We start from the raw sequence: 25,011 nt of genomic DNA, 5'->3' as shown, positions 1-25,011 counted from the left end.
GGAGTCTTGATTGATCAGGGGCCAACAACTAGTTCTTGAATAAGTCAGCATCTCCCTGTACGCCGTTCGTTTCCACCTGCGAAACGCGCGAACACATTTATTTGCCAAATGAATCAACATCGATACATCGGGTAACTCACGCACCGTTAACGGGTATTAACCACCATTTCCTGCACGCTCGACCCTTATGGGTCGAATGATCTATTGAGGCATATTATGAAGCATATCGTGATGATCGGCGGACATGATGAAACCTTCATGCACTATGGCGGCTTGGGTTTTGATTTTACCGTATTGCAACTACCTGACTCGGTTGGCCCCAACCTCACAGCCCTGACTGACAAGATTCATCTTGTCAGTGACTTCTGCGAAGCCACCGTTCTCGACAAGATGGATGAGATCCTGACAACCCAACCAGTTGATTTCATTTTTTCATTCACCGAAGACGGGTTACTGCCAGCGGCACGCGCCAGCCAACGTTATGCGATTGCCGGCATGGACTTCGACACCTGCGAAATGTGTATCGACAAGGCCTTGATGCGCACCAAGCTTGAAAAGACCGAATTCGCCGTCAATAGCGAAACCTGCAGAACACGCGCCGACGTCGAACGTTTTTTCAGCCGGCACGCAGGCGCAATCGTCCTGAAAGACCCGAAGGGCTCCGGGAGCGAAAACGTCTTTATCATTAAAGACGCTACGTCCCTGCGCAGTACACTGGACGAACTGCCTCAGGAAAATTTCGTCATGTTGGCGGAAGAATTCCTGAACGGTCGGGAAGTCAGCGTTGAAACACTGACTATCGATTCGCAACACCGTGTCCTCGCAGTCACCAACAAACAGCTGTACCAAACATCCCTTGCAGAAGAGCAGCACATCATCTCGCCGGACAATCTCGACAGCGACACGCTCAAGCAACTGAGTCGTTATTGCGAGCGCTTATTAACTGCCATCAACTATAAACACGGTCCCTGTCATATTGAGGTGATTATCGCGGATGGACAGTTTCATCTGATAGAGATCAACAACCGGGTCGGCGGCGATTACATCGGTCTGTTGGTTGAATTGACAACAGGCGTTGATCTGTTCAGAGAAACATTGCAATTCCACAGTTGTGCAGTCGAAACAACTACTTCCGAACAACCGGTACGTTACGAATTCGCCGGCTCTCATCTCTTTTATGAACCGCTGGATACGGAGCTTCTCAAGAATTACTTACGGGAAGTGGATATTATCAGGCTGGTCATGGGCGAGGCCAATCCACCGTTGGGCAGGCCACACACCAATGATGACAAAGTCGGCCTGGTGGTTATCGCCAGCCATGATCGCAAAAAGTTCTACACCGCGATTGATCATCTGAACAGGCTAAGTTCCGCACACTAATTATTCACAAAAGGTAGAGCAGATATGGAAGTCATCTCCCGTAACGATATCGCAACCCTCAACAGCGTTGTGGTGAATGGCGCCTTGCACGATTTAGGCGTTGTAAAAATATTCTCCCAGCATCCTGCGCTGGCTGAGTTCATTCCGTCCCAAAGTGAGCTGGCCATCAGTTGGGTTCGGCTCGAAAAGGACCAGGAACTGTCGGTCCACCAACATCCCGAAGCGAGCCTGATCCTGATTTGTGACGGTTCGGGGAAAACCCTGGGGGCGACCGAACGTAATATAGAGGCCGGCGATATGGTATTGGTGCCGCCCCACTCCTTGCATGGTTTCAAAGGCACCCATGAGGGGTTCTGGGCGCTGTCCATCCAGTTCAACGGCAAGGCCCTGTACGAAGACACCACACGACCGAATGTCGTCTTCAAACCTCAGGAAACAGACATTGCGAAGCCCGCCGATGCGCTGTTACGCGATAACGAGGCTTATCTGGATAGCTTCAAGAACAGCCGACTGTTGTCGCTGGTCAATTCGCCGTCAATCGATCAGCCCGAAGTGCGCGAAAAACTCCTCGACTGCCTGCAGACCTGGTCAGACATGTTTCAGGACCTGCTGCATATCCGGGTGGCGATGACGCGTGACCCTGCGCACAAGAAAATTGCCCTTGAGCATCTGGTGGAAGAACTGGGGCATAACAACAACCTGCGCAATCAGCGCGATGCTCGCCATTCGCCCGTCTCGGATGCAGCCTTTCATTCCACCATGGAATGGTTCAGGCACCAGATGCTCTACAAGAGCGACATGGTCAAGACGCTGTTGATGCACGTCGTACTGGAAGGCAGCGGTGAGATCTTTCATAGCGAGGCCGCTCGGGTATTCGCCAGCATGCCGCACTTCCAGGAACATGGTGAAGACGATGGCAGCCACGTCAGCATGGGCATAGAACTGCTGAACCAGGCGTCGCCAAAGGAAATCGAAGAGCTGCGTGAAACCCTGAGCGAAGGCTGGAGCATGATCACCCTCCTGTGCGATCGACTTTCCGATATAGCCTGTTCGGACCACCCGGTGCGCGCAACACCCACTGCTGCTCAACCTGTACCGGTATATAGCTGACCCTCATGAAGATTGCAGAAATCCTGAAGACTATCCTGTGGTTTCGCACGCCTGAGCCTGAACGAAATCGGGGTGCAGATTCGGTCCACGCTTCTCGCTGGCAACGCTGGTGCAAGGCCGTCGTCCATGATGCGCGGGGAGCCGGGAAAGGACGGCTTCATATCAGGATTTTTGCAGCCCTCAAACGGGATGTCATGTTGGCGCTGGTGGCGATCGGGGTGCATACCGCGGCGGCTTTTGGCGCCGCAATCTACCTCAAATCACTGCTGGCGCAACTCATGCAGGATGACTCGCCAGTCCTCTCGAACATCACGCAGGGCGCCACCTGCCTGGCGCTGACTTACTGCGCCTGGCTGGCACTCAACCACACGTTCTTTCTGGCTGAGCTGGTCGGTGTCGGCAGTCGTTCTTATGTGGAACAACGGATTTTACTCAAAAGGACTGCTGCACAGAGCGGCACTTTCCCGCTCAGCCTGACCACGTTGTTTGACCGCGAAGCGGCACGTGTCGAATCGTCATGGTCAGGGTTGATCACGATCACCCTGGCGCTCGCAACGGTCATCTTCACGTCCACGTTTTTCTTTTTTGCCCTGGGTGTCAGTGCAATGGCCGCCTTGGCCGTCATTGTCGGCAGTTCACTGACCGTGTTCTGGATTGCCCAACGACTGAACATGACCTATGAACAGCTGTCGTTGAGCTCCACTCAGCGCATAGAAATAGGAGCATTCGCGACAAAAAATCGGCGCCAGGCCTGCCTGAAAAACTGGAATGCCGAATTGATTCGCGACTATGCCTCCAAACGAAACCTTGAAGAAGCCTCTCTGAAAAAAGCTGCCCGTCTGGTAGCGGCTATCAGCCTGATCTCGACCATGACGCCCATCGCCGCGCTGTTGAGCTCGGCTCTGTTGCAACTGTTCTACCTGGGCCACGTCGATGCGCCCGGGGTGCTTGCCGCCATCGCATTGATCGGTGGACTGAGATCGGTCGCCAATAATATTCCGGACATTGTGCAAAGCATCTCTCAAGGGATTGTCGGTCACCAGCATATAGAGCAATACCTTGATGGCCGTGAGCCCAGTACACTCCCTCCCGAAATGCCAACGATGCCTTCCACGACGGCGAAACATATCGCTATCGTCGGTGCCGCAGGCAGTGGCAAGACGTCCGTGCTGAGAAACTGTGCGCAACGTTTTCCTGAGGCTGTCGGCCAGGCGATTTTCATTCCGGACGAGCCGTGGATATTTGCCGGGGGTCTTGGCGAAAACCTGAGTCTCTATCGCCGGGACTTTTCAGACGAAGAGGTGCGAAATGCCGTCGCCCTCGCACGCTTGCCCGAGCAGTTCTACCTCGATTACATCAATGAGCGGAACCATGGCGCCAAGACCCACTGGGACGTTTCCAGAGGCCAGGGAAAACGCTTTGAACTGGTCCGCGCTTTGCTGGCGCAACCAGAGTGGATCTACATTGATCAACCCACCTCGGGGCTGGACGAAACGCTAGCCGCTGGATTGTTGACGTCACTGCTGCAAGGCCCGTGGCGCGACACCAGGGTGATGTTCGTCACGGACAAACCAGAAGAAAAAGACGCCGCCGAGGAAGTCTGGACTGTCTCTGAAGGCAGGGTCACTGACGTGAAAATCCATTACGCTGCCGCCCGCTTTCGACGTGCCGCCGCACCGGTTGTACGTCCTGTTCCTGTCCGGTCGGCGCCAGAGGCAGATCGCTCGACGGCAGACGACCCGGCAAAATATTCCAGGTCAATGACCAGCAGCCTGATGGGTTTTGGCATAGGAACCATTACGCTGATTGCCTTCATTGTGCTGGCGCTCAAAGAAGTGCTCACCATTGCCGGTGACTACCTGATCGCCAGCGGTTATCTGAGTACTCACCTGCACGCATCCTTGATCGGACTGGCCAGCGTTCTACTGGTGAGTGCCTTACTGTCGATTTCCGGGGCGTTGATGACGGTCAGGAAAAGCATTGAGGCGGCGTCGGCACAATGCATCCGCTACTTCTCCTATTTGATGAACCCTGGCCTGGATAAGCACCTGACCCAGGAAATCAATCGCGACAGCCAAAACAAGCTGACATGGGACCAGCGGCGCGTCGACGAAGTATTGCCCGTGCTGTTGCTGGAGACCGTCAGCGCGGCAACCTTGCTATTCGTCACGACGGGCTACGTCGTCCTGAACAACATCTACGTAGTATTTCCGTTCATTCTTATCGGCCTGTTTTACTGGCGGGGGGCAAGACGCTCCGGCGAGTTGTTGCAGAGGTACAATACCCGGGAAATCGACGCGACCGCCGTATTGTTTTCACGCGTTCAAGCGCTGAACTGGGATGGCGGCCGATTTGACAGCACCGCGAACAACTCAAGCATCCTTGATTGGTTGAGCGCCAGCCTGGCCACTCGGGCCTTCGCGTCTCTGGATAACGCCGCGACGCGTCGCTGGTACAGCTACAAACTGGACTTGATGGGCGTTTTTTTCCTGGTCGGTATCGTAGCGTCAACGATTTACTTTCACGCCACCGGCACAGGGACCATGGCTAACGTGCTGGCGGTGAGTCTCTCCTACAGCCTGATTGCGATTTTTGCCCGCTTGGGCAGATGCGCGGTGGAACTACGACAAGTCCTCGACAGCGCAGATCGCCTGGTGGTGGCTGGCACCTTCCCGGCGACAGCGCCAAGGCGCCAACAGGCTCGTGAGAATGCGCCACTGGTGGCGTTTTCAAACGTCACGTTTGTTAACCCGTGCAGCGGAACAACGGTGCTCGAACAATTCGACCAGGCGTTTCACGAGAACGATGTGGTGGTGATCATGGGAGCCAGCGGCGTTGGCAAATCAACCTTTGCCAATCTGGTGGTGGGCAGCCTGCTGCCAAGTCTGGGGAAGATCTCTACACTGGGCGGCACTGATGGGTATCTGGCACGACAACATGCCGAAGAAGTGCAGTTACTGACCTCCAGTCCGATATTCAAACCGGGTTTGCTGATCGAACATTTCAATAGTCCGTCACGCGAAGAACTCTATCAGCGAGCGGCTTATCTTGGACTTTCGGACATTGTCGAGCGCTTGCCGGATGGTTTTAATCAACAGGTTCCCTGGAGTGGAGAAATAAACCTGAGCAAGTCAGAACTTCAACGACTCGCGTTGCTTGATCTGACTATCAATACGCCGGCCATTGCCATTCTCGACGAGGCCACCTCGGAGCTAAGCAGTGCCGAAGAACTGCAACTCATCAAGAAAGTGATTACTGCGCTGCCGCAAACCTTGTTTTTCATCATCACGCACAACCCTGAACTTTCCACGCTTGGAAACAGGAACTTCAACTTCAACCATGAAAAGCGCATGGTTGAAAAAACAGAATAAACACATCCTCACACGCCGTTATACAAGGATCGTCAACATGGAGTTACACGCGCAACGGGATGCGTTTTGTATCAGTTATGGCGTCTCTAACCCACAACTGCCCTTGAGCGGGATTGCCCACTGGGAAGCAACGCTTAAAGGAACGGTGGATCAGCACAACGCCCTGCATGAGGAACAGGCCTATGTGGCGCCCGGTTTTTTTTACCTGCCGGTCACCACGCAGCCGGAGCCGCAGTTCTTGAACCAATTGATACAAGAGGCACATACCGCCGATTGGCTACTGGTACCGTCCTTGGAAAAGACCAGCAGCTCGCTGCGCCAACAATACGAAACAGACATTATCCCGGTGCCCTTCATGCAAGTCGCGTATCTGCGCGTTGAGGGAAACCTGGACGATTGCCTGCTCACGATTATGGGCAGAAAGCCGTACAAAGAAATGGTACGCCTGACCCGAAGGGCCGAGGACCTTTGCCATACACAGGTGTATCGCCTCAGCGAATTGCCTGGAAACGGTGAAGTGCTCAAAGCCTTTTCAACGCTGCAGTCGTTCAACGTGGACAAATATCAGCACGTAAGGAACCTTTATTCGCTTGAGGCGATGCAGGCGCTGGCACGCTCAACGGAAGGTTCAAAGTACTACATAAAAATGAACTACGAAAAATCGAACAATGTGCCCGTCTATGGCTCCCTGAGTTACGCGGATGAGCAACAAGGCGTTTTCTCCCAATTGGTACAAGGTCAAGATCGCAGTCAGGTGCCACCGGGACTTAACTTATACGTCAGCGATTACTATCAACTGTATCGAGTGGCTGACGAATTGGGATTCAAGACAAGTTGTCTGGGTCGCGGGGCCATCGATATAAAAAAACGCATGGGCTCCAACCTGGTGGTCGACCTGGAAAACTGGTTAATCCCCATCAGAACTGGCCAACAAGAACAAATGCATGAATTTTCAACCAAGAGAGACCGCTGACAAGGAGTTTTACATGTCTTTTTTTGATATAAGCCAGCAACTCAATAGCGAACACATAATAGAGAATGGCATCTCGATTATGGATTACCCGACGTCGACCTTTGACCTGGCCGGTACACTTCAGCAGACGCTGGTCGGTCGCTACAACCTCAGGAATGATTTTGCGCTGAACAAGATTCATGAAAGCCTTGGTCGGGAAGAAATCAGTCAGCACCTGGAGGACTCCGGCCATTGGCATGACCCGCTACAAACATTGGGGGCGCCGATGATCGAGGCGTACTACAAATTTGTTAATTGGCTCAGCCAACACCTGGGTTTCGACTTCGTGTTCGAACATAACCCGTTGGTGCGCTACCACATCCCCGCAAAACTGGATGATCGTTACAGGCTGCCGGACGGTGAATTATTCACTCACCATTCGGACACCCTGCTCGGCGATTACTTCCAGCAAATCAACATGTGGTTGCCGTTCTGCGACGTGAAGAATACAGCAGCACTCAGCGTTTGCTCCAAGCACACCAGCATCCGCACCCTGAAAACGTTCGCTCAAGATCAAAATTACAGCTACGACGAATACAAGGACAGCCGGGTCGCTTTTTTCGATTATGCAAAGCAACGCCCACAATTGATGGCAGACCTTCGGACGGATGCCATGCCGACCAACCTTCGGTATGGCCAGTGTCTGATGTTCGATCCACGGGTGTTACACGGGACCGCAGAGAACACTGAGGACATGACGCGTGTGAGCATGGATTTCAGGATTGTCCCCGTGGACGCCTACGAATCCATCATCAAGGAGCTCGAGCTTCAAGGTGGACGTCCGAACAGCTACGAAGGCGAAGGCCTGATCAAGGGCGAGTTCTACAACGCACTGACCGCGCGTGAAGTCTTCAATCACTGATCCCCCTCGTCGCCATTAGAACCCACTTCAATCATCAACCAGGGAATGGATCATGACTACGGCAATCGCGTGGCTGGACGGCCAATACCTCCAGACGGATCAGATAACTTTTTCACCCGTCACTCACTCGCTTTCTTATGCCTCGTCGGTCTACGAGGGAATGCGCAGTTACGACGCAAGGATTTTCAAATGCGAGGAACACCTGCAACGTCTGCAACAGTCGGCGCAGCTGTTCAAACACCAATTGCACTACAGCAACGCCACGCTGACCGACGCTTGCAATGAACTGCTGGCGCGAAACGGACTTGTAGACGCGTACATTAAAATCATCGTGTTCTATGACGACGCCGACGTCAGTTTCATGGGGCGCGGCTGTCGCAGCAAAGTAGTGATATTTGTCCTGCCATTCGCCCCCAAGTCCGCCACCACACCTTACCGGCTGACGATAGCCAATTGGCGCCGAGCACCGGCTCACTGTCACCCCTATCAGGCAAAAAACTCGTCCACGTATGCGCTCAGTTTCTTGAGCTTTCGTGACAAAGGTGATGCATTCGATGATGTGTTGTTCCTTTCGACGACTGACACTGTCTGCGAGTCGAGTGGATCCAACGTCTTTTTTGTGAAAGGAAACCAACTCATTACACCGACCACCGAAATGGCCCTGGCAGGCATCACCCGTCGCGTCATCATTGACGAACTGTCTCACACACTGGATTTGCAAATTGTGCAGCGCGATATTTCAAGCTCGGAACTGGGCCACTTTGACGGCGCCTTTCTATGTGGCACCGCCATGGAAATCACCGAGGTCAGTCGCATTGATGACGTGATTTATGAAAAGAATCCATGGGTCGAGTCGCTGACCGCAGAATACAAAAAAATCGTGATGCGCTCATCGCACTGACAGCCTGGGGGAGCATGCTCCCCCTTTGGCACCGGCGGTGCTCGACCGCCGCCGGTTGTCACCCGCGACACTCGCGTTCATTGCACTGGCACAAATGCTGTATCCCGCTGCGCCTTGAACTCATTGCCCCTGAGGCATGCACTGTTACGTTTTGCTGAGCGCCTTGTGGCAATGCCATCTATCATCGGCATAGTCCCCTTCTTTTCTGCATGGCCGCGCCTCTATGCCCCTGACCTCCAAAGGCCCACGAAGCCGAGTTGCCCGTTATGCCTTCAACGGCGTCTGCGCCCTGCTCCCGGTCTTATTGGGGGTTGTGATTCTTTATTGGCAAGCCGAACGCACGCTTGAGCAAAGCACCGCTCAAACCGCACAGGAGGCGGTCAGGCAGTTCGACTTGATGCTCGACAACACCGCACTCGCGGCGCAGGCCCTGTTGCCACTGGCCGGCTTGCCGTGTGACAGCGCGGCGAAGCTGGCCCTGCGTGAGCAGGTCACGCGCCGGCCGTTCGTGCGCGCCACCACCTTGTCCTGGCAGAAAAACATCTATTGCAGTTCATTGTTCGGCAGCAAGCATGAGTCGCCGGTCAACCCGGACGACTACGTGGGTGGGCGTCTGTGGTTGATGAACGGCAACCCCGTCACACCGGACACCGCACTGCTGGTGTACCGGTTGGTCGACGGTGATCGAGCCGCGTTCGCCTCGATTGACGGCTATCACCTGACCAATGCCCTGCGCCTGATCAGCCGCTACGCTTTCCTGGTGTTGAAAGTGGGGCCCAACTGGCTGGACGCCAGCGGCAAAGTCCATACTGATGCGCCACCGAAGTTTGCCATAGCCCCTCACGTCCTGGCCTCCAACCGCTATCAATACAGCGTCGACGTGGGCATGCCCGAGGGTGAGGTCTGGCGTTACATGCAGGCGCGCTATCCGGCCGTATTCAGTCTGGTGGTGTTTTTTGGTGTGCTGGCCGGCATCCTTGCCCACTGGCTGCAGAAGCGCTCTTGCGCGCCCACCCACGAGTTGCGACGTGCCCTGGACGCCAACGAATTCGTTCCGTATTTCCAACCGGTGGTGCGCGGCGACACGCGCCAATGGGCCGGCTGCGAAGTGCTGATGCGCTGGCAACACCCGAAAGAGGGCCTGGTGCGACCGGATCTGTTCATTCCCCTGGCCGAGCACTCCGGACTGATCGTGCCCATGACGCGCGCCCTGCTGCGCCAGACTGCCGCGCAACTGGCACCGCATGCCGAGCGCTTCAGCCCGGGCTTTCATATCGGTGTGAATATCACTGCGCGTCATTGTCAGGACCTGGAACTGGTGGACGACTGCCGGGAGTTCCTTGCGGCCTTCCGGCCCGGCCAGGTCACCCTGGTACTGGAATTGACCGAGCGCGAGTTGATCGAGCCCACCGACACCACACAACGCTTGTTCGACGCGCTGCACCAGCTGGGCGTGATGATCGCCATAGACGACTTCGGTACCGGGCATTCCAGCCTGGGTTATTTGCGTAACTTCAATGTGGACTACTTGAAGATCGATCAAAGCTTCGTCGCCATGATCGGGGCGGATGCACTCTCGCGACATATTCTGGACAGCATCATAGAACTGTCCGCCAAGCTCGACCTTGGCATCGTGGCCGAGGGCGTGGAAACCGCGCAACAGTGTGATTACCTTGTCGCAAAAGGCGTGGATTTTTTGCAAGGCTACCTGTTCGGCCGTCCGTTACCCGGCGATGAGTTCATTAAGTCATTGACCCGCCATTGAATAGCCATCGACGGCCCCAGATGAAAGAATGTTATTTAGACAAAAGACATGATTTACTCGAAGTGGATTAACTACTACAATTTTTCGTGCCGGCGATACACTCAAAGCCAGGTGTTTTCGTTGAGTTAGCTTAATCCTCTTGGCTTAAGGCTTTCTTCGCAATAGATATCAGCTAACTACACTATTGGAGTACAGATTTTGTCCAGACTCGCCGAATTTCGCGCAGCAGAAAAAGCCCTTCAAGAGCAGCTTGCCCAGCTGGAATCCCTGAAGAACGACGCCGGGCTGAAGAAAGAAATCGAATTTGAAGAAAAACTTAAAAAACTGATGGGCAGCTATGACAAAAGCCTGCGCGATGTGATCTCCATCCTTGATCCAAACCCGGCCAAACGCGGCGCCGCGCCCGCTGCCGCACCGAAACAGCGCCGTGCCCGCGTGGTCAAGGTCTACCAGAACCCGCACACCGGTGAGCTGATCGAGACCAAAGGCGGCAACCATCGTGGCCTGAAAGCCTGGAAAGAAGAATACGGCGCAGCCGAAGTGGATTCCTGGCTGCGCGGTTGATTAACATGCACTAACAGAAAGCCCCGCTCAGGCGGGGCTTTTTCGTTTATAGGTTCGCAAACGAACTTAAATTAAAGTTCACATTCGTTCGCCTGCACCCATTCAAAGTGTGAGGCTGTCACGCACCGAACTGACTTCAGCCTGACTGGCCTCGTACGCTTGCGCCTGGCCCGCATATGAAAACACGTAGGCTTTATCCGCATCCACCGCCGCCACTAGTGTCTGCGACAGCACATGCCGGCCATTCTCGGTAATCACGCAAGTAGTTTCCAGCGCGTCAAGGCGGCTCAATGTAGCGGCGTGCATTTTGGTACACACGCTTTGATAACCGCCCTGGGCAAAATCTTTTTGAATGGACTTACGCATTTCCAGCAAGACGCCTTGAAGATTAACCTTGTGCCCGGCCTCAATGGGCGTACCGGTCAACTCCATCACCATCAAGGTCTGGCCATTTTCGTCATTCTTGATCGCACGCTGTCGCGTCACGGCCTGGCTCTTACCGGCGGCGCTGGCATCGGGTTCAACCGCCTCCACCTGCCAACCGCTGGGCCAATGGATCTCGGGGTCGGCCGCCCATACGAGCGGGCTCGCCAGCAGTAGGCACAAGGTACTCAACAACGGTTTACGACACTCGATCATTGCTAAAGCATCCAGGGTTCCAGCACCAAAGTTTGCGGCCCCGGACCCACAGCCCGCAAGGGCCGCGTACGTTTTTTCATTTGGCGTCACCGGCAGGCGTTGCGTATCATGGCCCGGCTGCACGGATGCTTGCCGCAAGCCAAGGGACCGCTTTGCCCCATTTTTTCTGGAGGGCCCATGAGCCTGCACGAACTGAACACCTTTCCCGGCGTGACTGCCCAGCCTGATACCGCCACCACGAACTTCGTGTTCAACCACACCATGCTGCGAGTCAAGGACATCACCAAGTCGCTGGATTTCTACACCCGCGTACTGGGTTTTTCCCTGGTTGAAAAACGCGATTTCCCGGAAGCCGAATTCAGCCTGTATTTCCTGGCCCTGGTGGACAAGGCACAGATCCCGGCTGACGCAGCCGAGCGCACCCAGTGGATGAAGTCGATTCCTGGCATCCTGGAACTGACCCACAACCACGGCACCGAAAACGATGCCGACTTCGCCTATCACAACGGCAATACCGACCCCCGTGGCTTTGGCCATATCTGCATCTCGGTACCGGATATCGTTGCGGCGTGCGAACGCTTCGAAGCCTTGGGCTGCGATTTCCAGAAGCGCCTGAGCGATGGCCGCATGAAAAGCCTGGCCTTTATCAAGGACCCGGACGCGTACTGGGTTGAGATCATTCAGCCAGCACCGATGTAACGAGAAAACCCCATGATCACTCATGGGGTTTTTTATTTGCGCTTCGGATTTTACGCAGGGGCGGACGTGCGGATCAGGTGGTCGAACGCACTCAGGGAAGCCTTGGCGCCCTCGCCCACGGCAATCACGATCTGCTTGTACGGCACAGTCGTCACGTCACCGGCGGCGAATACACCCGGCAATGAAGTCTCGCCACGTGCATCGACGATGATCTCGCCGCGAGGTGTCAGTTCCACAGTGCCTTTGAGCCAGTCGGTGTTAGGCAGCAAACCGATTTGTACAAAGATGCCTTCCAGGTCGATGGTCTTGAACTCGCCACTGTCGCGATCCTTATACGCAAGACCGGTGACTTTCTGACCATCGCCTTTGACTTCACTGGTCAAGGCGCTGGTGATCACATCAACGTTCGGCAGGCTGTACAGCTTGCGCTGCAACACAGCGTCGGCGCGCAGCTTGCTGTCGAACTCGAGCAAGGTGACATGGCTGACAATACCGGCCAGGTCGATGGCGGCTTCAACGCCGGAGTTACCACCGCCGATCACCGCCACGCGCTTGCCCTTGAACAACGGACCATCGCAATGCGGGCAGAAGCACACGCCCTTGGCCTTGTATTCCTGCTCGCCCGGCACACCCATTTCACGCCAGCGCGCGCCGGTGGCCAGGATCACGGTCTTGGACTTGAGCGTCGCACCGCTTTCGAAGCGGATTTCGTGCAGCTCGCCGGGGTTTTTCGCTGGCACCAGACTGCTGGCACGCTGCAGGTTCATGATGTCCACGTCGTACTGACGCACGTGGGCTTCCAGGGCACTGGCCAGTTTCGGGCCTTCGGTTTCCTGGACCGAGATAAAGTTCTCGATGGACATGGTGTCCAGCACCTGACCACCAAAACGCTCGGCAGCCACACCGGTGCGAATGCCTTTGCGTGCCGCGTAGATCGCAGCCGATGAACCCGCTGGGCCACCGCCGACAACCAGCACATCAAAAGCATCCTTGGCGCTGATTTTCTCGGCGGCTTTTTCGATACCGCTGGTGTCGAGCTTGGCGAGGATTTCTTCCAGGCCCATGCGGCCCTGGCCGAAATTTACACCGTTAAGGTAGACACTGGGCACCGCCATGATCTGGCGCTCATCGACTTCAGCCTGAAACAGCGCGCCGTCGATGGCCACGTGGCGGATGTTGGGGTTGAGCACGGCCATCAGGTTCAGCGCCTGGACCACGTCGGGGCAGTTCTGGCACGACAGCGAGAAGTAAGTCTCGAAGCTGAACTCGCCTTTCAAGGCACGGATCTGTTCAATCACTTCGACACTGGCCTTGGACGGATGGCCACCGACTTGCAGCAGGGCCAGCACCAGGGACGTGAATTCATGGCCCATGGGGATGCCGGCGAAACGCAGGCTGATCTCGGCACCCGGGCGGTTGATGGAGAACGACGGCTTGCGCGCATCATTGCCATCGGAGTGCAGGGTAATCAGCGTGGAGAGGCTGGCTACGTCCTGCAAAAGAGCGAGCATTTCCTCGGATTTCGCGCCGTCATCGAGGGAAGCGACGATCTCGATCGGCTGGGTAACCCGCTCCAGGTATGACTTCAACTGAGCTTTAAGATTGGCGTCCAACATACGGGCGATTTCCTTTAATTCTGGGTAAAAAAACGCCCGAGCGAATCTCGCCCGGGCGTTTTTGAGGGCGGTTGCAGCTTACTGGGTAGGTGCGGATACCCGCCCTTGAGACTTCACAGACTTAGATCTTGCCGACCAGGTCCAGGGACGGAGCCAGGGTAGCCTCGCCTTCTTTCCACTTGGCCGGGCACACTTCGCCCGGGTGGGCAGCCACGTACTGGGCAGCCTTGATCTTGCGCAGCAGCTCGGACGCGTCACGGCCAACACCGCCGTCGTTCAGCTCAACGATCTTGATCTGGCCTTCCGGGTTGATCACGAACGTACCGCGGTCCGCCAGGCCGGCTTCTTCGATCAGTACGTCGAAGTTGCGCGAGATGGTCAGGGTCGGGTCGCCGATCATTGTGTACTGGATCTTGCCGATGGCTGGCGACGTGTTGTGCCAGGCAGCGTGGGCAAAGTGGGTGTCGGTGGACACACTGTAGATTTCCACGCCCAGTTTCTGGAATTCGGCGTAGTTGTCAGCCAGGTCTTCCAGTTCGGTCGGGCAAACGAAGGTAAAGTCGGCTGGGTAGAAGAACACCACAGACCACTTGCCTTTCAGGTCAGCGTCGGTCACATCGACGAAGCTGCCGTTTTTGAAAGCGGTGGCTTTAAACGGTTTTACTTGGCTGTTGATGATAGGCATCGTTGACTCTCCGTCAGGTTTGTAGAAAGGCTTAATAAGTTGATGGGATGAATCCTACCCACTCTTGGCGACGATGGCTCATTGGCAAACCTGATGCTGACGATTGGGTTTCTCTATCAGATGACTGTATTAATAGAAGAAATCTCATAACAGCGGCTGGGTCGCCAAGGTCATGCCGAGAAAGGGCGTCGCTTCAACATAGCGCATGGCCGATTTCATGTCGCTCCAGCCGACGTAACTCATCAATGACTTCAGATCCCAGCCGCTGCGATGGGCCCAGGTAGCGAAGCCGCGGCGCAGGGAATGGCTGGTGTACTGATCGGCGGGGATGCCCGCGCGTTCCAGCGCTTGGCGCAATAACGGAATCACGCTGTTGGGGTGCAGCCCCTCCTCCCCCAGGTTGCCCCAGCGATCGATGCCGCGAAACACCGGGCCGCGCACCAATGCCGAGGCACTGAGCCACTCGCTGTACGCCTGCACCGGGCACAGGCGCAGCAGTGCAGGTGTGTGGTAGGTCTTGCCAAGGTTGTCGCGGTCACTTTTGCTGCGCGGCAAATACAGGCTGATGCCGGCCCCAGGCACTGCCTGGACATGCTCGATGCTCAAGCGACAGAGCTCATCGCTGCGAAACCCACGCCAGAAGCCCAGCAGGATCAGTGCAGTGTCGCGTTTGGCCCGTAGCAGACGCGGCCTGTCCTGATTATCGCCGGCCTCCCTGGCCTCCAGCTCAAGCGAGGCCACCACCTGCTCCAGGTGCTTGAGCTGCAACGGCTCGGCCTGCCGCTCCCGCGCCGGGTGCACGGCGCGAATGCCCTTGAGCACCTTGCGCACCACCGGCGCCTTGGTCGGATCGGCAAACCCTTGGCTGGTGTGCCACTGCGCCAGCGCGGACAGGCGCAACTTCAGGGTGTTGACGGCCAGCACGCCCGCATGCGCGACCAGATAGCGCGCCACGCTGTCGCTGGTGGCGGGCAGGAACCCACCCCAACTCACTTCGAAATGCTCGATGGCTGCGCGGTAGCTACGGCGGGTGTTATCGCGGGTGGCGGCGTCGAGGTAACGATCAAGATCACTCATGGCGGGGCCCATTCGTACTGCTCACGCCCATAATGGCGTCCAAAAAGCTTATGACACGGGATAATACGCCAATATCCCATCCGTTAAATCATGATTTCAAAGCATTTTTTAATCATGTTATAGTATGTAAATACATACTCTGTACCACAGTACGAAATCGACGGAGACCCCATGGCTCGCGGTGGCATAAACAAAGCAGTCGTTCAGACGGCACGTCTGGCAATCCTCGCCCGTGGCGAAAACCCCAGCATCGACGCCGTGCGCATCGAGATGGGCAATACCGGCTCGAAAACCACCATTCATCGCTATCTGAAGGAGCTGGACGAAAGCGAGACCCGCCAAACCATCACCGAAGCCCCCATCGACGATGAGCTGGGTGAGTTGGTGGCACGGCTCGCCCAGCGCCTGAAAGACAAGGCCCAAGAGCCCATCGATCTGGCGCTGGCGCAGTTTGAGCAACACAAAAGCGCCCTGCTCACTCAACTTGAAGCGCTGCAGCAAGCACACGACCAGTTGCAACAGCAGTTCGATATCCAGGCCGCCGCCCTCGCCGAGGAAAGCGCCGCCCTGCAAACCGCCAGCACCAGCCTGCAGACCGAGCAGACGCGCAACGCCGGTCTAAGCCAGGCGTGCAGCGATTACGAACTGAGGATCAAGGACAAGGACGAGCAGATTCGCTCCCTGGAAGACAAGCACCTGCACGCCCGCGATGCCCTTGAGCATTACCGCAATGCAGTCAAGGAGCAGCGTGAGCAGGAGCAGCGTCGTCATGAAGGTCAGTTGCAACAGGTCCAGGCCGAACTGCGCCAGGCCCAGCAGAGCGCACTGGTGCGCCAGGATGAAATCACCCAATTGCATCGGGACAACGAACGCTTGTTGATTGAGCAGCGGGTGACCACGAGAGAGCTGAACGCACTGCAGGAGCAACTGCGCAAAGACCAGGCCTTGCAGCTCGAACTGAACGAGAAAATCAGCCAGGTCGACAGCGAACGCACGCTGCTCCAGGAGCGCTTGCGGGTGGCACTGCTGGAAAGCCAGTCACGCCAGGCGGCACTGGTTGAACATCAGCAGGCCAGCAAGGCGCTGGAGCTGGACCTGATCAAGGCCCAGGCCAGCATTGAAGCGCTGCGCCTGGCTGCCGTCGTTGCAACGACGCCAGAGGCAACGCCCGAAACCTGATCAGCCCGCCACAGGCGTGCGCATGGTGACGAACTCTTCGGCCGCCGTCGGGTGCACGCCAATGGTCTCGTCGAAATGCTGTTTGGTCGCGCCCGCCTTGAGCGCGATCGCCAGACCCTGCACGATTTCGCCGGCATCGGGCCCGACCATGTGGCAGCCCAGCACTTTGTCGGTGTCGGCGTCGACCACCAGCTTCATCAGGGTCTTTTCCTGGCAGTCCGTCAGGGTCAGCTTCATGGGCCGGAAGCGGCTTTCGAAGATCTGCACCTTGTGGCCGTTCTTCCTCGCCTCCTCTTCCGTAAGGCCCACCGTGCCGATATTCGGCAGGCTGAACACCGCCGTCGGGATCATCGCGTAATCCACCGGACGGTAGTGCTCGGGCTTGAACAGACGACGGGCCACGGCCATGCCTTCGGCCAGGGCAACCGGGGTCAATTGCACGCGGCCGATCACATCGCCAATGGCCAGGATCGACGGCTCGGCGGTTTGATACAGCTCGTCCACGCTGACGAAGCCACGCTCATCAAGGGTGACGCCGGTATTTTCCAGGCCCAGGTTGTCCAGCATCGGACGCCGGCCGGTGGCGTAGAACACGCAATCGGCTTCCAGGACACGACCATCTTTCAAGGTGGCCTTTAGACTGCCATCGGCTTGCTTGTCGATGCGCTCGATGTCGGCATTGAACTGCAGGTCCAGGCCGCGCTTGGTCAGCTCTTCCTGCAAGTGCTTGCGCACCGCGCCATCGAAGCCGCGTAGGAACAGGTCGCCGCGATACAGCAACGAGGTCTGTGCGCCCAAGCCATGGAAAATGCCCGCGAACTCAACGGCGATGTAGCCACCGCCCACCACCAGCACGCGCGTTGGCAGCTCTTTGAGAAAGAAGGCTTCGTTGGAGCCAATGGCATGCTCGCGGCCTGGAATGTCCGGGATTTGCGGCCAGCCGCCCGTGGCGATCAGAACGTGTTTGGCGCTGAAGCGCTCGCCATTGATCTCCACCTGATGCGGATCGACCAGGCGCGCATGCCCTTCGTGCAGGGTCACGCCGCTGTTGACCAGCAGGTTGCGGTAGATACCGTTGAGACGGTTGATCTCCCGGTCTTTGTTGGCGATCAGGGTCGCCCAGTCAAAGTTCGCCTCGCCCAACGACCAGCCAAAACCGCTGGCCTGTTCGAAGTCTTCGGCAAAATGCGCGCCGTACACCAACAGTTTTTTCGGCACGCAACCGACATTCACACAGGTACCACCCAGGTAGCGGCTTTCCGCCACGGCCACCTTGGCGCCAAAGCCTGCGGCAAAGCGCGCCGCGCGTACACCGCCGGAACCGGCGCCAATTACATACAGGTCAAAATCGTAGGCCATTTCATTCTCCTCGGCAGGACACCAGCATACCGACTTACATGGGGCTGAAAAACGAAAAAGCCACCCGGGGGTGGCTTTCACTTGAAACAGATGAGCAAGGGTGAAATCAGTACGCCTTGCCAGTCTTGTAGAAGTGCTCGTAGCAGAAGTTGGTCGCTTCGATATAACCTTCAGCGCCGCCGCAGTCGAAACGCTGGCCCTTGAACTTGTAGGCAATCACGCAACCGTCTTTGGCTTGCTTGAGCAGGGCGTCGGTGATCTGGATTTCGCCGCCCTTGCCTGGCTCGGTTTCTTCGATCAGCTTGAAGATGTCCGGGGTCAGGATGTAGCGGCCGATGATCGCCAGGTTCGACGGGGCATCTTCCGGCGCAGGCTTTTCGACCATGTCACGCACGCGGATCAGGCCATCACCAATGTCGTCACCGGCGATCACGCCGTATTTGTTGGTTTCCGTCGGGTTGACTTCCATCACCGCGACGATGGTGCAGCGGTATTTCTGGTAGAGCTTGACCATCTGGGTCAGCACACCGTCACCTTCCAGGTTAACGCACAGGTCATCGGCCAGTACCACGGCGAACGGCTCGTCACCGATCAGCGGGCGACCGGTGAGGATGGCGTGGCCGAGGCCTTTCATCTGGGTCTGACGGGTGTAGGAGAACGAGCATTCGTCGAGCAGCTTGCGAATACCGACCAGGTATTTTTCCTTGTCAGTGCCCTTGATCTGGTTTTCCAACTCATAGCTGATGTCGAAGTGGTCTTCCAGTGCGCGCTTGCCGCGGCCGGTCACGATGGAGATTTCATTCAAGCCGGCATCCAGTGCCTCTTCGACGCCGTACTGAATCAGTGGCTTGTTCACCACCGGCAGCATCTCTTTGGGCATGGCTTTGGTCGCTGGCAGGAAGCGAGTGCCGTAACCGGCTGCTGGGAACAAGCATTTCTTGATCATATGAGTCCTTACAAAGGGCTGTACGTACGGAATTCGGCGCAGTCTAATCAGGCCGCAGTCACCTTACAATGGGTCCTGCTGGCGCCGCGATGTCATCATAGAGAAAAAATGTCGGCGTAAGTTCCGCCGATCTTTCAACCGACAGGCTGACCGGTGCTCAAGCGCTGATTTTTCAAAGGGCCTGATCCCTTGTAGCACGCTTTTCGAAGCCCGGCACCGGACTTGAATTACTTGGGCAACCCCGTGGTATTTACGGCTATCATTGCACCCTTGAATCAGCTTACGAGATTGCTAATTAGATGTCAGAACCAAAAGGCGTAAACGGCTACCTGATCACCCAACGTGCGGACGGCTGGCACTTGATCAACTTCCATGGCGACAGCGTCGCGGGCGTTTTCGAGACCGAAAGCATGGCGATTGCAGTGGCCGAAGTGTTCGTGGACGAAGCCGGTCACGCGTCGAGCAAGCGGCCGAAAGGCAAGTAAGCCACACGGTCTTGCAACGCAAACCCCGCAAAGCGGGGCTTTTTTGTGTTTGACTGTACCTAGATGGCAGTTCGCTATAATCTTCCGTCAACGCCCCACGACAGTGTCAGCGCTCCCCCTCAACACCTTCGAAGACAACTCTCTATGAACAAGATCCTGGCACTCACTGCGGTATTGGCGCTGGCCGGCTGCACCACCACATCCGACACTTACCTGAAAAATGGCGAACAAGGCCTGACCATCGACTGCTCGGGCGAAGCCAACTCGTGGGCCAGTTGCTACGAGAAAGCCGACGCCTCCTGCGCGGGCACCGGCTACCGCATCGTCGGGACCGACGGAACCCCTGCACTCAAGGAAAGCGAACAGACCCTGGGCAAGGACGTGGGCAATTTCAAAAGCCGCAGCGTCCTGGTGGTGTGCAAGTAAGCCTTGGCGCTACAGGTGAACTTCGGCGAACTTGATCCCCAGGCCACGCAGGGTGTCGATCAAGTCATCCAGGCGCGGGAATGACTCGACCTCATCCTGATCGTCCACCAGGAAGTAACTGCGTCCGTCACTTTTCTTGAAAAATACGATCCACTCGCCCAGGTCGGCAGGGTTCTGGATGACGTGGGTCGCCGTGATCTGACCTTCGGCATGGCGGGCTGTGACATGTTCTCGCTTCATATTGGGACGTTCCAGGCAGGGCAGTGCCGCTCAGACCGAGGGTTTGAGCGGCATTTTTGTAGGCAGTGACCGACAGTTTAACGGATGCCTTGCCCGATCAACACGCCATCCACCGTCTGACCATAGAGATTGACCCCGTCATTGGCGTGAAACTTGATACGGGTCTTCTCGATCGACCCCTCAACCAGCCTCGGATCCTGAGGGCGCTCGTGGCTGTTGATATACGCGGCGACATCCCACGCCTGCTGATCGCTCAAGCTGCCGATCTTGCCCAACGGCATGTTGTGCTTGATGAAGGACGCTGCCGTGTTGATCCGGTGCATGCCAGCCCCCCAGTTGTAGGAATCCTTACCCCATAACGGCGGCATCACATACCCCTCGCCGACTTTCTGCCCCTGCCCTTGCGCACCATGGCATATGGCGCACTGCCCGTTGTACACCTGCGCGCCTCGAGCCAGGTCGTAGCCGCTGGCCGGTTGCGCCACATCGGGATAGCCGCGCCCCGGCAGTTCAACACCCAACGGCGCCTTGCTGGAGAGCCAGTAGGCGTACACCGACAGCGCGGTAATCTCGGGACTGTCTGCAGCCGGCGGTGTACCGCCGTTCATGCTGAACTGGAAGCAGCCCTGCAAACGCTCGGCAAAGGTATTGACCTTGTCGTTCTTCTTGCGATAAGCCGGATACATGGGATACGCGCCCCACAACGGCGCCGAATTGGCCATGCGGCCCTGATCCAGATGGCAGTTGCTGCAATTGAGCCCGTTGCCGACAAATTGCGGCGCCAGGCGCTTGGTGTCCACGAACAAACCGTAGCCCTGCCTGACCAGCTTGCCGTAGGCATTGTCCGGCAGTTCGCTCTCCCGGGGCGGTTGAAACGCCGGGGCGTTGGGAGGCTTCACGGCCTGCAATTGCGACTGATCTTCCATGGCGATCGTTGTCGCCTGGGCAGGCAATGCAATCAGCATTCCCATCAATAGGATCGCCTTCATGGCTTGGCCTCCAGGGGTAAGGAGGCGAAGTAATGGGCCACGCCCTGCACCTCATCAGGGGGCAGGGCTTTGGCGATGTGTCCCATCAGGTCATTGGGATCGTTGCGCCGCGTGCCGTTCTGCCAAGCGTTCAGTTGCGCCACCAGATAAGCGGCGGGTTGGCCGGCCAAGGGCGGGAATGCATCCCCCACGCCGACACCGGCGGGGCCGTGGCAACTGACGCATGCGGGGATCTGCCGTTCCCACGCACCTTGCAGGGCCAGTTTTTGTATCGGGTTGGCAGGCATTTCGCTACGGGTTGCCGCAGCGATCATGGGGGCAGGCATCGCGGCCACGGCATCACTCAGTGCAGCGATTTCGGCATCGGTGAGCGCGCTTGCCAGCGGCTGCATCACCGGATGACTTCGCGCGCCACTGGCGTAGTCCGCCAATTGCCGGCGCACGTATTGCGCCGGCAAACCCGCCAGCCGGGGGAAACCCGCCGCGGCCAGCCCCAGGCCATCGGCGCCATGACAGGCCACACAGGGCATCGCGCCGGGTTGCGAACCGCCCTCGGTAAAGATCCTGTTGCCGTCAAGCGCGTAAGCGTTGCCCAACAGCAACCATAACGCGCCCCCCACCAGTGCTCGCTCCAGAGACATCATCACAGCTCCATGTTTATAGTTATAAGCTTAGGCAATAACTGCATAACCGCACAGATGGTAGGGGAATTGGCCTTCTGCTACAACACCAAATAAAGTACAAAAAAAGCCCCACTCTGCAGGAGCGAAGAGACTCGTTCCTTACAGGGTGGGGCTTTTATCGGATTCAGTTCGTGGAAATACGCCCTGGCTTAGCCGGAAATGCAATCCTCCCCGGCTTTTTTCACATCGCCCGGGCGAATCGGCACGTTGGACATGCTTTCATAGAGCTTGATGCTGCTGCCACTGGAGCGGTCCTCGATTTCGAAGATCGCTGACGGATCGGCCGAAAACTTCTGCGGCACGATCACTTGAATACCTTCCTTATGGGGTTCGATCTGTGGGGGACGACGTGTCGCCTCCAATTTACGCACCACGCATGCCGCATATTCCTGCGGCTTTTTCCCGGAAATGACCACCAACGTGGGTGGGGTCTGCTTGATATCGGCAACCGAAGCACACCCACCTATTGCCAAGGCCAGCACCAACACACTCCACTTCATACTAAAACCTCCGATAAAGACCCTACGACAGCGGGCATAGGGAATTTCTCCCGCCAATGTAGGATTTATCTCTAAAAACTCGGTAAATAACTGTTTTAAATTGTCGAAGTCGTCGACGACGGCCCGATAATAATCGCGCTGGGGCTGATAAACTCCATCTTAACCTACGTATCGTTCTGATTTTTCAGAAAAAGCCCTTCTGGAGACACCCCATGAAATTCATCCATCAGCGTGAGCACCTTAACGAGGGGGACATTGTCGTCATCGAATGCTCACAGACCTGTAATATCCGTCTGATGAGCGATGCGAATTTTCGCAGCTTCAAGAACGGCGGCCGCCATACTTATCACGGTGGCGCATTCGACAAATTCCCGGCGAAAATCACCGCGCCCAGCACGGGTTTCTGGAACATTACCCTGGATGTGGTCACACGCCGCGCCATCAGTGTGACCCGCAAACCGGCGCTGTCCCACAAGATTCGCATCGTTCGTCGCACCAGCACCAAGCTGAGCTGACCCGAACACCGTAAGGAAAAAGCCGTGAACACCACGATCAAATACGTCATCAAGTACAAACTCAACGGCGAACGTCGCTTCGAATTTGCCCAGTTGACCAGCAACAGCGTCGAAGAAGCCCGCCAAGCCCTGGCGAAAATCCACGATGCAAGCGACGAAATTACTGACATCAACGTGAGCAAGGCGCTGTAAGCCATGCCGGGGCCTACGGCTGACCTGTTCGGCGATGATGCTCTGCAGCAACCTGCAGGGCGCGAGCAGATTGGCGAAGAGTCTTACGTCCTGAGGGGCTACGCCCTGCCCTGGATTGAGCGTTTATTGCCTGAGTTGCGGCGTGTCCTGGCCCAGTCGCCGTTTCGGCAAATGGTCACGCCCGGCGGCTTCACCATGTCGGCCGCGCTGAGCAGTTGTGGCGCGCTGGGTTGGACCACCGACACGCGCGGCTATCGCTACAGCGCCATCGATCCGCGCAGCCGGCAACCCTGGCCGGCAATGCCCGACGCGTTGCGTGAATTGGCCATCTGCGCAGCAAACGCGGCAGGTTTCAGCGATTTCTCGCCGGATGCCTGCCTGATCAATCGGTATGTACCCGGTGCCAAGATGTCGCTGCACCAGGACAAGAACGAGCGGGGCTATGACGCGCCAGTGGTGTCGGTGTCCCTCGGCCTGCCGGCGATTTTCCTGTTCGGCGGCCATCAGCGCAGTGACAAGGCACAAAAAGTCTCGCTGTTTCACGGTGATGTGGTGGTCTGGGGCGGTGTCGATCGCCTGCGCTACCATGGGGTGATGCCGATCCGCGAAGGCGAGCACCCGATCATGGGGCCGCAACGCATCAACCTGACCTTTCGTACCGCCGGCTGATTTGACCGCAAGCTTCGGAGTGTCGAGCGCAAACCGTAGGGCTAATCTGCCGATCACCACACAAGAGTGCAGGCCATGAACAACCCACTGGACCCACGCTGGGCCGCCATCGTTGCCCGCGATGCCAAGGCCGACGGACTGTTTGTCTACGGTGTGAAAACCACCGGTGTGTACTGCCGTCCCAGCAGTGCCTCACGTTTGCCGCGCCCGGAAAACATCGAATTCTTCGACACCCCGGCACACGCCGAAGCCGCCGGTTATCGACCCAGCCGACGCGCCGCCGGCGACCAGACCCAACGGGCCGCCCACCATGGCAAGCTGGTCGCCGACGCGTGTCGCCAGATAGAACAGGCCGAAACGCCACCCAGCCTGGAGGCCCTCGCGCGCCAGGCCGGCTTGAGTTCGTTCCATTTCCATCGGGTGTTCAAAGCCATCACCGGCCTGACGCCCAAGGCGTACGCGGGTGCCCTGCGCTCGCGCAAGGTGCGTGATGGGCTCAAGGGGCAGCAGTCGGTCACCGATACGCTGTACGACGCCGGCTTCAATTCCAACAGCCGCTTTTATGCGGCGGCTGACCAGGTGCTCGGCATGAAACCACGGGAGTACAAGGCCGGCGGTGCCAACAACCGGATTCGTTTTGCAGTGGGCCAATGCTCGCTGGGGGCGATTCTGGTGGCGCAGAGTCAGCGCGGCGTATGTGCGATTCTGCTGGGCGATGATCCGGATACGCTGGTGCGGAACCTGCAGGACCAATTCCCCAACGCCGAACTGCTCGGCGCGGATCGGGGTTTCGAACAATTGATCGCCCAGGTCGTGGGCTTTATCGAAGCGCCCGCCCTGGGCCTGGACCTGCCGCTGGATCTGCGCGGCACGGCTTTCCAGGAACGGGTGTGGCAGGCGCTGCGCGACATTCCGGTAGGCAGCACGGCCAGCTATGCGCAGATTGCCCAGCGGATCGGCGCGCCCACCGCATGTCGCGCGGTGGCCCAGGCCTGTGGCGCCAACCGCCTGGCGGTGGCAATCCCCTGTCATCGCGTGGTGCGCAGCGACGGTGGCCTGTCCGGCTACCGCTGGGGCGTCGAGCGCAAGCGCACGTTGCTGGAGCGGGAAGCATCGGACTGAGCCCGTTGCATAAAGCAGCGCCCTC

The 25,011-nt window shown here is 57.2% G+C and carries 26 protein-coding genes; 16 read left to right on the top strand and 10 right to left on the bottom strand.

Annotated elements, in window-relative coordinates:
* Window positions 1–216 precede the first annotated feature (216 nt).
* The 8 genes from TU82_RS06780 (at window position 217) to TU82_RS06745 (ending at window position 10,965) form a co-directional block, all read left to right on the top strand.
* Complete coding sequence (locus TU82_RS06780) at window positions 217–1,380, top strand: ATP-grasp domain-containing protein (protein WP_057722353.1); 1,164 nt, start codon at window positions 217–219, stop codon at window positions 1,378–1,380.
* Window positions 1,381–1,404: 24 nt separating this feature from the next.
* Window positions 1,405–2,490, top strand: a complete 1,086-nt coding sequence (locus tag TU82_RS06775) for an AraC family ligand binding domain-containing protein (protein ID WP_057722352.1) — start codon at window positions 1,405–1,407, stop codon at window positions 2,488–2,490.
* Between the two features lie 5 nt (window positions 2,491–2,495).
* Entirely contained in the window at window positions 2,496–5,861 is a 3,366-nt protein-coding gene (locus tag TU82_RS06770; RefSeq protein ID WP_057722351.1) for an ATP-binding cassette domain-containing protein, read from the top strand.
* Window positions 5,862–5,898: 37 nt separating this feature from the next.
* The gene (locus TU82_RS06765) at window positions 5,899–6,834 is read left to right on the top strand and encodes a hypothetical protein (protein WP_057722350.1); all 936 of its coding nucleotides are present in this window, start codon (window positions 5,899–5,901) and stop codon (window positions 6,832–6,834) included.
* A gap of 13 nt (window positions 6,835–6,847) precedes the next feature.
* A complete protein-coding gene (locus tag TU82_RS06760) occupies window positions 6,848–7,735 on the top strand; it encodes a phytanoyl-CoA dioxygenase family protein (protein ID WP_057722349.1) in 888 nt (295 codons plus the stop codon).
* Window positions 7,736–7,787: 52 nt separating this feature from the next.
* On the top strand, window positions 7,788–8,636 hold the full coding sequence (locus TU82_RS06755; protein ID WP_057722348.1) for an aminotransferase class IV: 849 nt from the start codon (window positions 7,788–7,790) through the stop codon (window positions 8,634–8,636).
* A gap of 223 nt (window positions 8,637–8,859) precedes the next feature.
* Window positions 8,860–10,401, top strand: a complete 1,542-nt coding sequence (locus TU82_RS06750) for an EAL domain-containing protein (protein WP_057722347.1) — start codon at window positions 8,860–8,862, stop codon at window positions 10,399–10,401.
* Between the two features lie 198 nt (window positions 10,402–10,599).
* A complete protein-coding gene (locus TU82_RS06745; protein ID WP_057722346.1) occupies window positions 10,600–10,965 on the top strand; it encodes a histone-like nucleoid-structuring protein, MvaT/MvaU family in 366 nt (121 codons plus the stop codon).
* 102 nt (window positions 10,966–11,067) lie between these two features.
* On the opposite strand, the gene TU82_RS06740 is transcribed toward TU82_RS06745, so the two are convergent.
* Window positions 11,068–11,604: a DUF4946 domain-containing protein gene (locus TU82_RS06740; RefSeq protein ID WP_057722345.1), complete on the bottom strand. Its 537-nt coding sequence runs from the start codon at window positions 11,602–11,604 to the stop codon at window positions 11,068–11,070.
* A gap of 177 nt (window positions 11,605–11,781) precedes the next feature.
* Here TU82_RS06740 and gloA point away from each other — a divergent pair, with 177 nt between their 5' ends.
* Window positions 11,782–12,303 carry a lactoylglutathione lyase gene (gloA, locus tag TU82_RS06735; protein ID WP_057722344.1) on the top strand — a complete coding sequence of 174 codons (522 nt, stop codon included), beginning with the start codon at window positions 11,782–11,784 and terminating at the stop codon, window positions 12,301–12,303.
* A gap of 50 nt (window positions 12,304–12,353) precedes the next feature.
* Here the strand turns inward: gloA and ahpF are convergent, their stop codons facing one another.
* From ahpF to TU82_RS06720, 3 genes are all read right to left on the bottom strand, one after another.
* On the bottom strand, window positions 12,354–13,919 hold the full coding sequence (gene ahpF, locus TU82_RS06730; RefSeq protein WP_057722343.1) for an alkyl hydroperoxide reductase subunit F: 1,566 nt from the start codon (window positions 13,917–13,919) through the stop codon (window positions 12,354–12,356).
* Window positions 13,920–14,040: 121 nt separating this feature from the next.
* Window positions 14,041–14,604, bottom strand: coding sequence for an alkyl hydroperoxide reductase subunit C (gene ahpC / locus TU82_RS06725; protein ID WP_003191303.1), 564 nt, complete (start codon window positions 14,602–14,604; stop codon window positions 14,041–14,043).
* Between the two features lie 144 nt (window positions 14,605–14,748).
* Complete coding sequence (locus tag TU82_RS06720) at window positions 14,749–15,681, bottom strand: site-specific integrase (protein ID WP_057722623.1); 933 nt, start codon at window positions 15,679–15,681, stop codon at window positions 14,749–14,751.
* 171 nt (window positions 15,682–15,852) lie between these two features.
* On the opposite strand from TU82_RS06720, the gene TU82_RS06715 reads away from it, so the two are divergent.
* Entirely contained in the window at window positions 15,853–16,860 is a 1,008-nt protein-coding gene (locus tag TU82_RS06715; protein WP_057722342.1) for a DNA-binding protein, read from the top strand.
* On the opposite strand, the gene gorA is transcribed toward TU82_RS06715, so the two are convergent.
* Together gorA and galU are read right to left on the bottom strand one after the other, a co-directional pair.
* Window positions 16,861–18,219 carry a glutathione-disulfide reductase gene (gene gorA, locus TU82_RS06710; RefSeq protein WP_057722341.1) on the bottom strand — a complete coding sequence of 453 codons (1,359 nt, stop codon included), beginning with the start codon at window positions 18,217–18,219 and terminating at the stop codon, window positions 16,861–16,863.
* A 106-nt stretch (window positions 18,220–18,325) separates the two neighbouring features.
* Complete coding sequence (gene galU, locus TU82_RS06705; protein WP_003173830.1) at window positions 18,326–19,165, bottom strand: UTP--glucose-1-phosphate uridylyltransferase GalU; 840 nt, start codon at window positions 19,163–19,165, stop codon at window positions 18,326–18,328.
* A 299-nt stretch (window positions 19,166–19,464) separates the two neighbouring features.
* Here galU and TU82_RS06700 point away from each other — a divergent pair, with 299 nt between their 5' ends.
* Entirely contained in the window at window positions 19,465–19,650 is a 186-nt protein-coding gene (locus TU82_RS06700) for a hypothetical protein (RefSeq protein WP_003173828.1), read from the top strand.
* Window positions 19,651–19,794: 144 nt separating this feature from the next.
* A complete protein-coding gene (locus TU82_RS06695; protein ID WP_057722340.1) occupies window positions 19,795–20,076 on the top strand; it encodes a hypothetical protein in 282 nt (93 codons plus the stop codon).
* 9 nt (window positions 20,077–20,085) lie between these two features.
* Here TU82_RS06695 and TU82_RS06690 read toward each other — a convergent pair whose 3' ends face one another.
* The 4 genes from TU82_RS06690 to TU82_RS06675 form a co-directional block, all read right to left on the bottom strand.
* Window positions 20,086–20,316, bottom strand: coding sequence for a hypothetical protein (locus TU82_RS06690; protein WP_057722339.1), 231 nt, complete (start codon window positions 20,314–20,316; stop codon window positions 20,086–20,088).
* A gap of 77 nt (window positions 20,317–20,393) precedes the next feature.
* Window positions 20,394–21,242 carry a c-type cytochrome gene (locus TU82_RS06685; RefSeq protein ID WP_420893016.1) on the bottom strand — a complete coding sequence of 283 codons (849 nt, stop codon included), beginning with the start codon at window positions 21,240–21,242 and terminating at the stop codon, window positions 20,394–20,396.
* A gap of 59 nt (window positions 21,243–21,301) precedes the next feature.
* Window positions 21,302–21,949 carry a c-type cytochrome gene (locus TU82_RS06680; RefSeq protein WP_057722337.1) on the bottom strand — a complete coding sequence of 216 codons (648 nt, stop codon included), beginning with the start codon at window positions 21,947–21,949 and terminating at the stop codon, window positions 21,302–21,304.
* A gap of 188 nt (window positions 21,950–22,137) precedes the next feature.
* Complete coding sequence (locus tag TU82_RS06675) at window positions 22,138–22,488, bottom strand: hypothetical protein (RefSeq protein WP_057722336.1); 351 nt, start codon at window positions 22,486–22,488, stop codon at window positions 22,138–22,140.
* A gap of 212 nt (window positions 22,489–22,700) precedes the next feature.
* Here TU82_RS06675 and TU82_RS06670 point away from each other — a divergent pair, with 212 nt between their 5' ends.
* The 4 genes from TU82_RS06670 (at window position 22,701) to ada (ending at window position 24,986) form a co-directional block, all read left to right on the top strand.
* Window positions 22,701–23,003, top strand: a complete 303-nt coding sequence (locus TU82_RS06670) for a DUF1883 domain-containing protein (RefSeq protein ID WP_003173824.1) — start codon at window positions 22,701–22,703, stop codon at window positions 23,001–23,003.
* Window positions 23,004–23,027: 24 nt separating this feature from the next.
* Window positions 23,028–23,195, top strand: a complete 168-nt coding sequence (locus TU82_RS28880; RefSeq protein ID WP_164484646.1) for a hypothetical protein — start codon at window positions 23,028–23,030, stop codon at window positions 23,193–23,195.
* 3 nt (window positions 23,196–23,198) lie between these two features.
* Window positions 23,199–23,864 carry a DNA oxidative demethylase AlkB gene (gene alkB, locus TU82_RS06665; RefSeq protein ID WP_057722335.1) on the top strand — a complete coding sequence of 222 codons (666 nt, stop codon included), beginning with the start codon at window positions 23,199–23,201 and terminating at the stop codon, window positions 23,862–23,864.
* A 75-nt stretch (window positions 23,865–23,939) separates the two neighbouring features.
* The gene (ada, locus tag TU82_RS06660; RefSeq protein WP_057722334.1) at window positions 23,940–24,986 is read left to right on the top strand and encodes a bifunctional DNA-binding transcriptional regulator/O6-methylguanine-DNA methyltransferase Ada; all 1,047 of its coding nucleotides are present in this window, start codon (window positions 23,940–23,942) and stop codon (window positions 24,984–24,986) included.
* Window positions 24,987–25,011 lie beyond the last annotated feature (25 nt).

The sequence above is a fragment of the Pseudomonas orientalis genome (assembly GCF_001439815.1).
Lineage (GTDB): Bacteria > Pseudomonadota > Gammaproteobacteria > Pseudomonadales > Pseudomonadaceae > Aquipseudomonas > Aquipseudomonas orientalis.
Note: the sequence above shows the minus strand (reverse complement) of the source record. Positions and strands in the feature narration are given on the sequence as shown.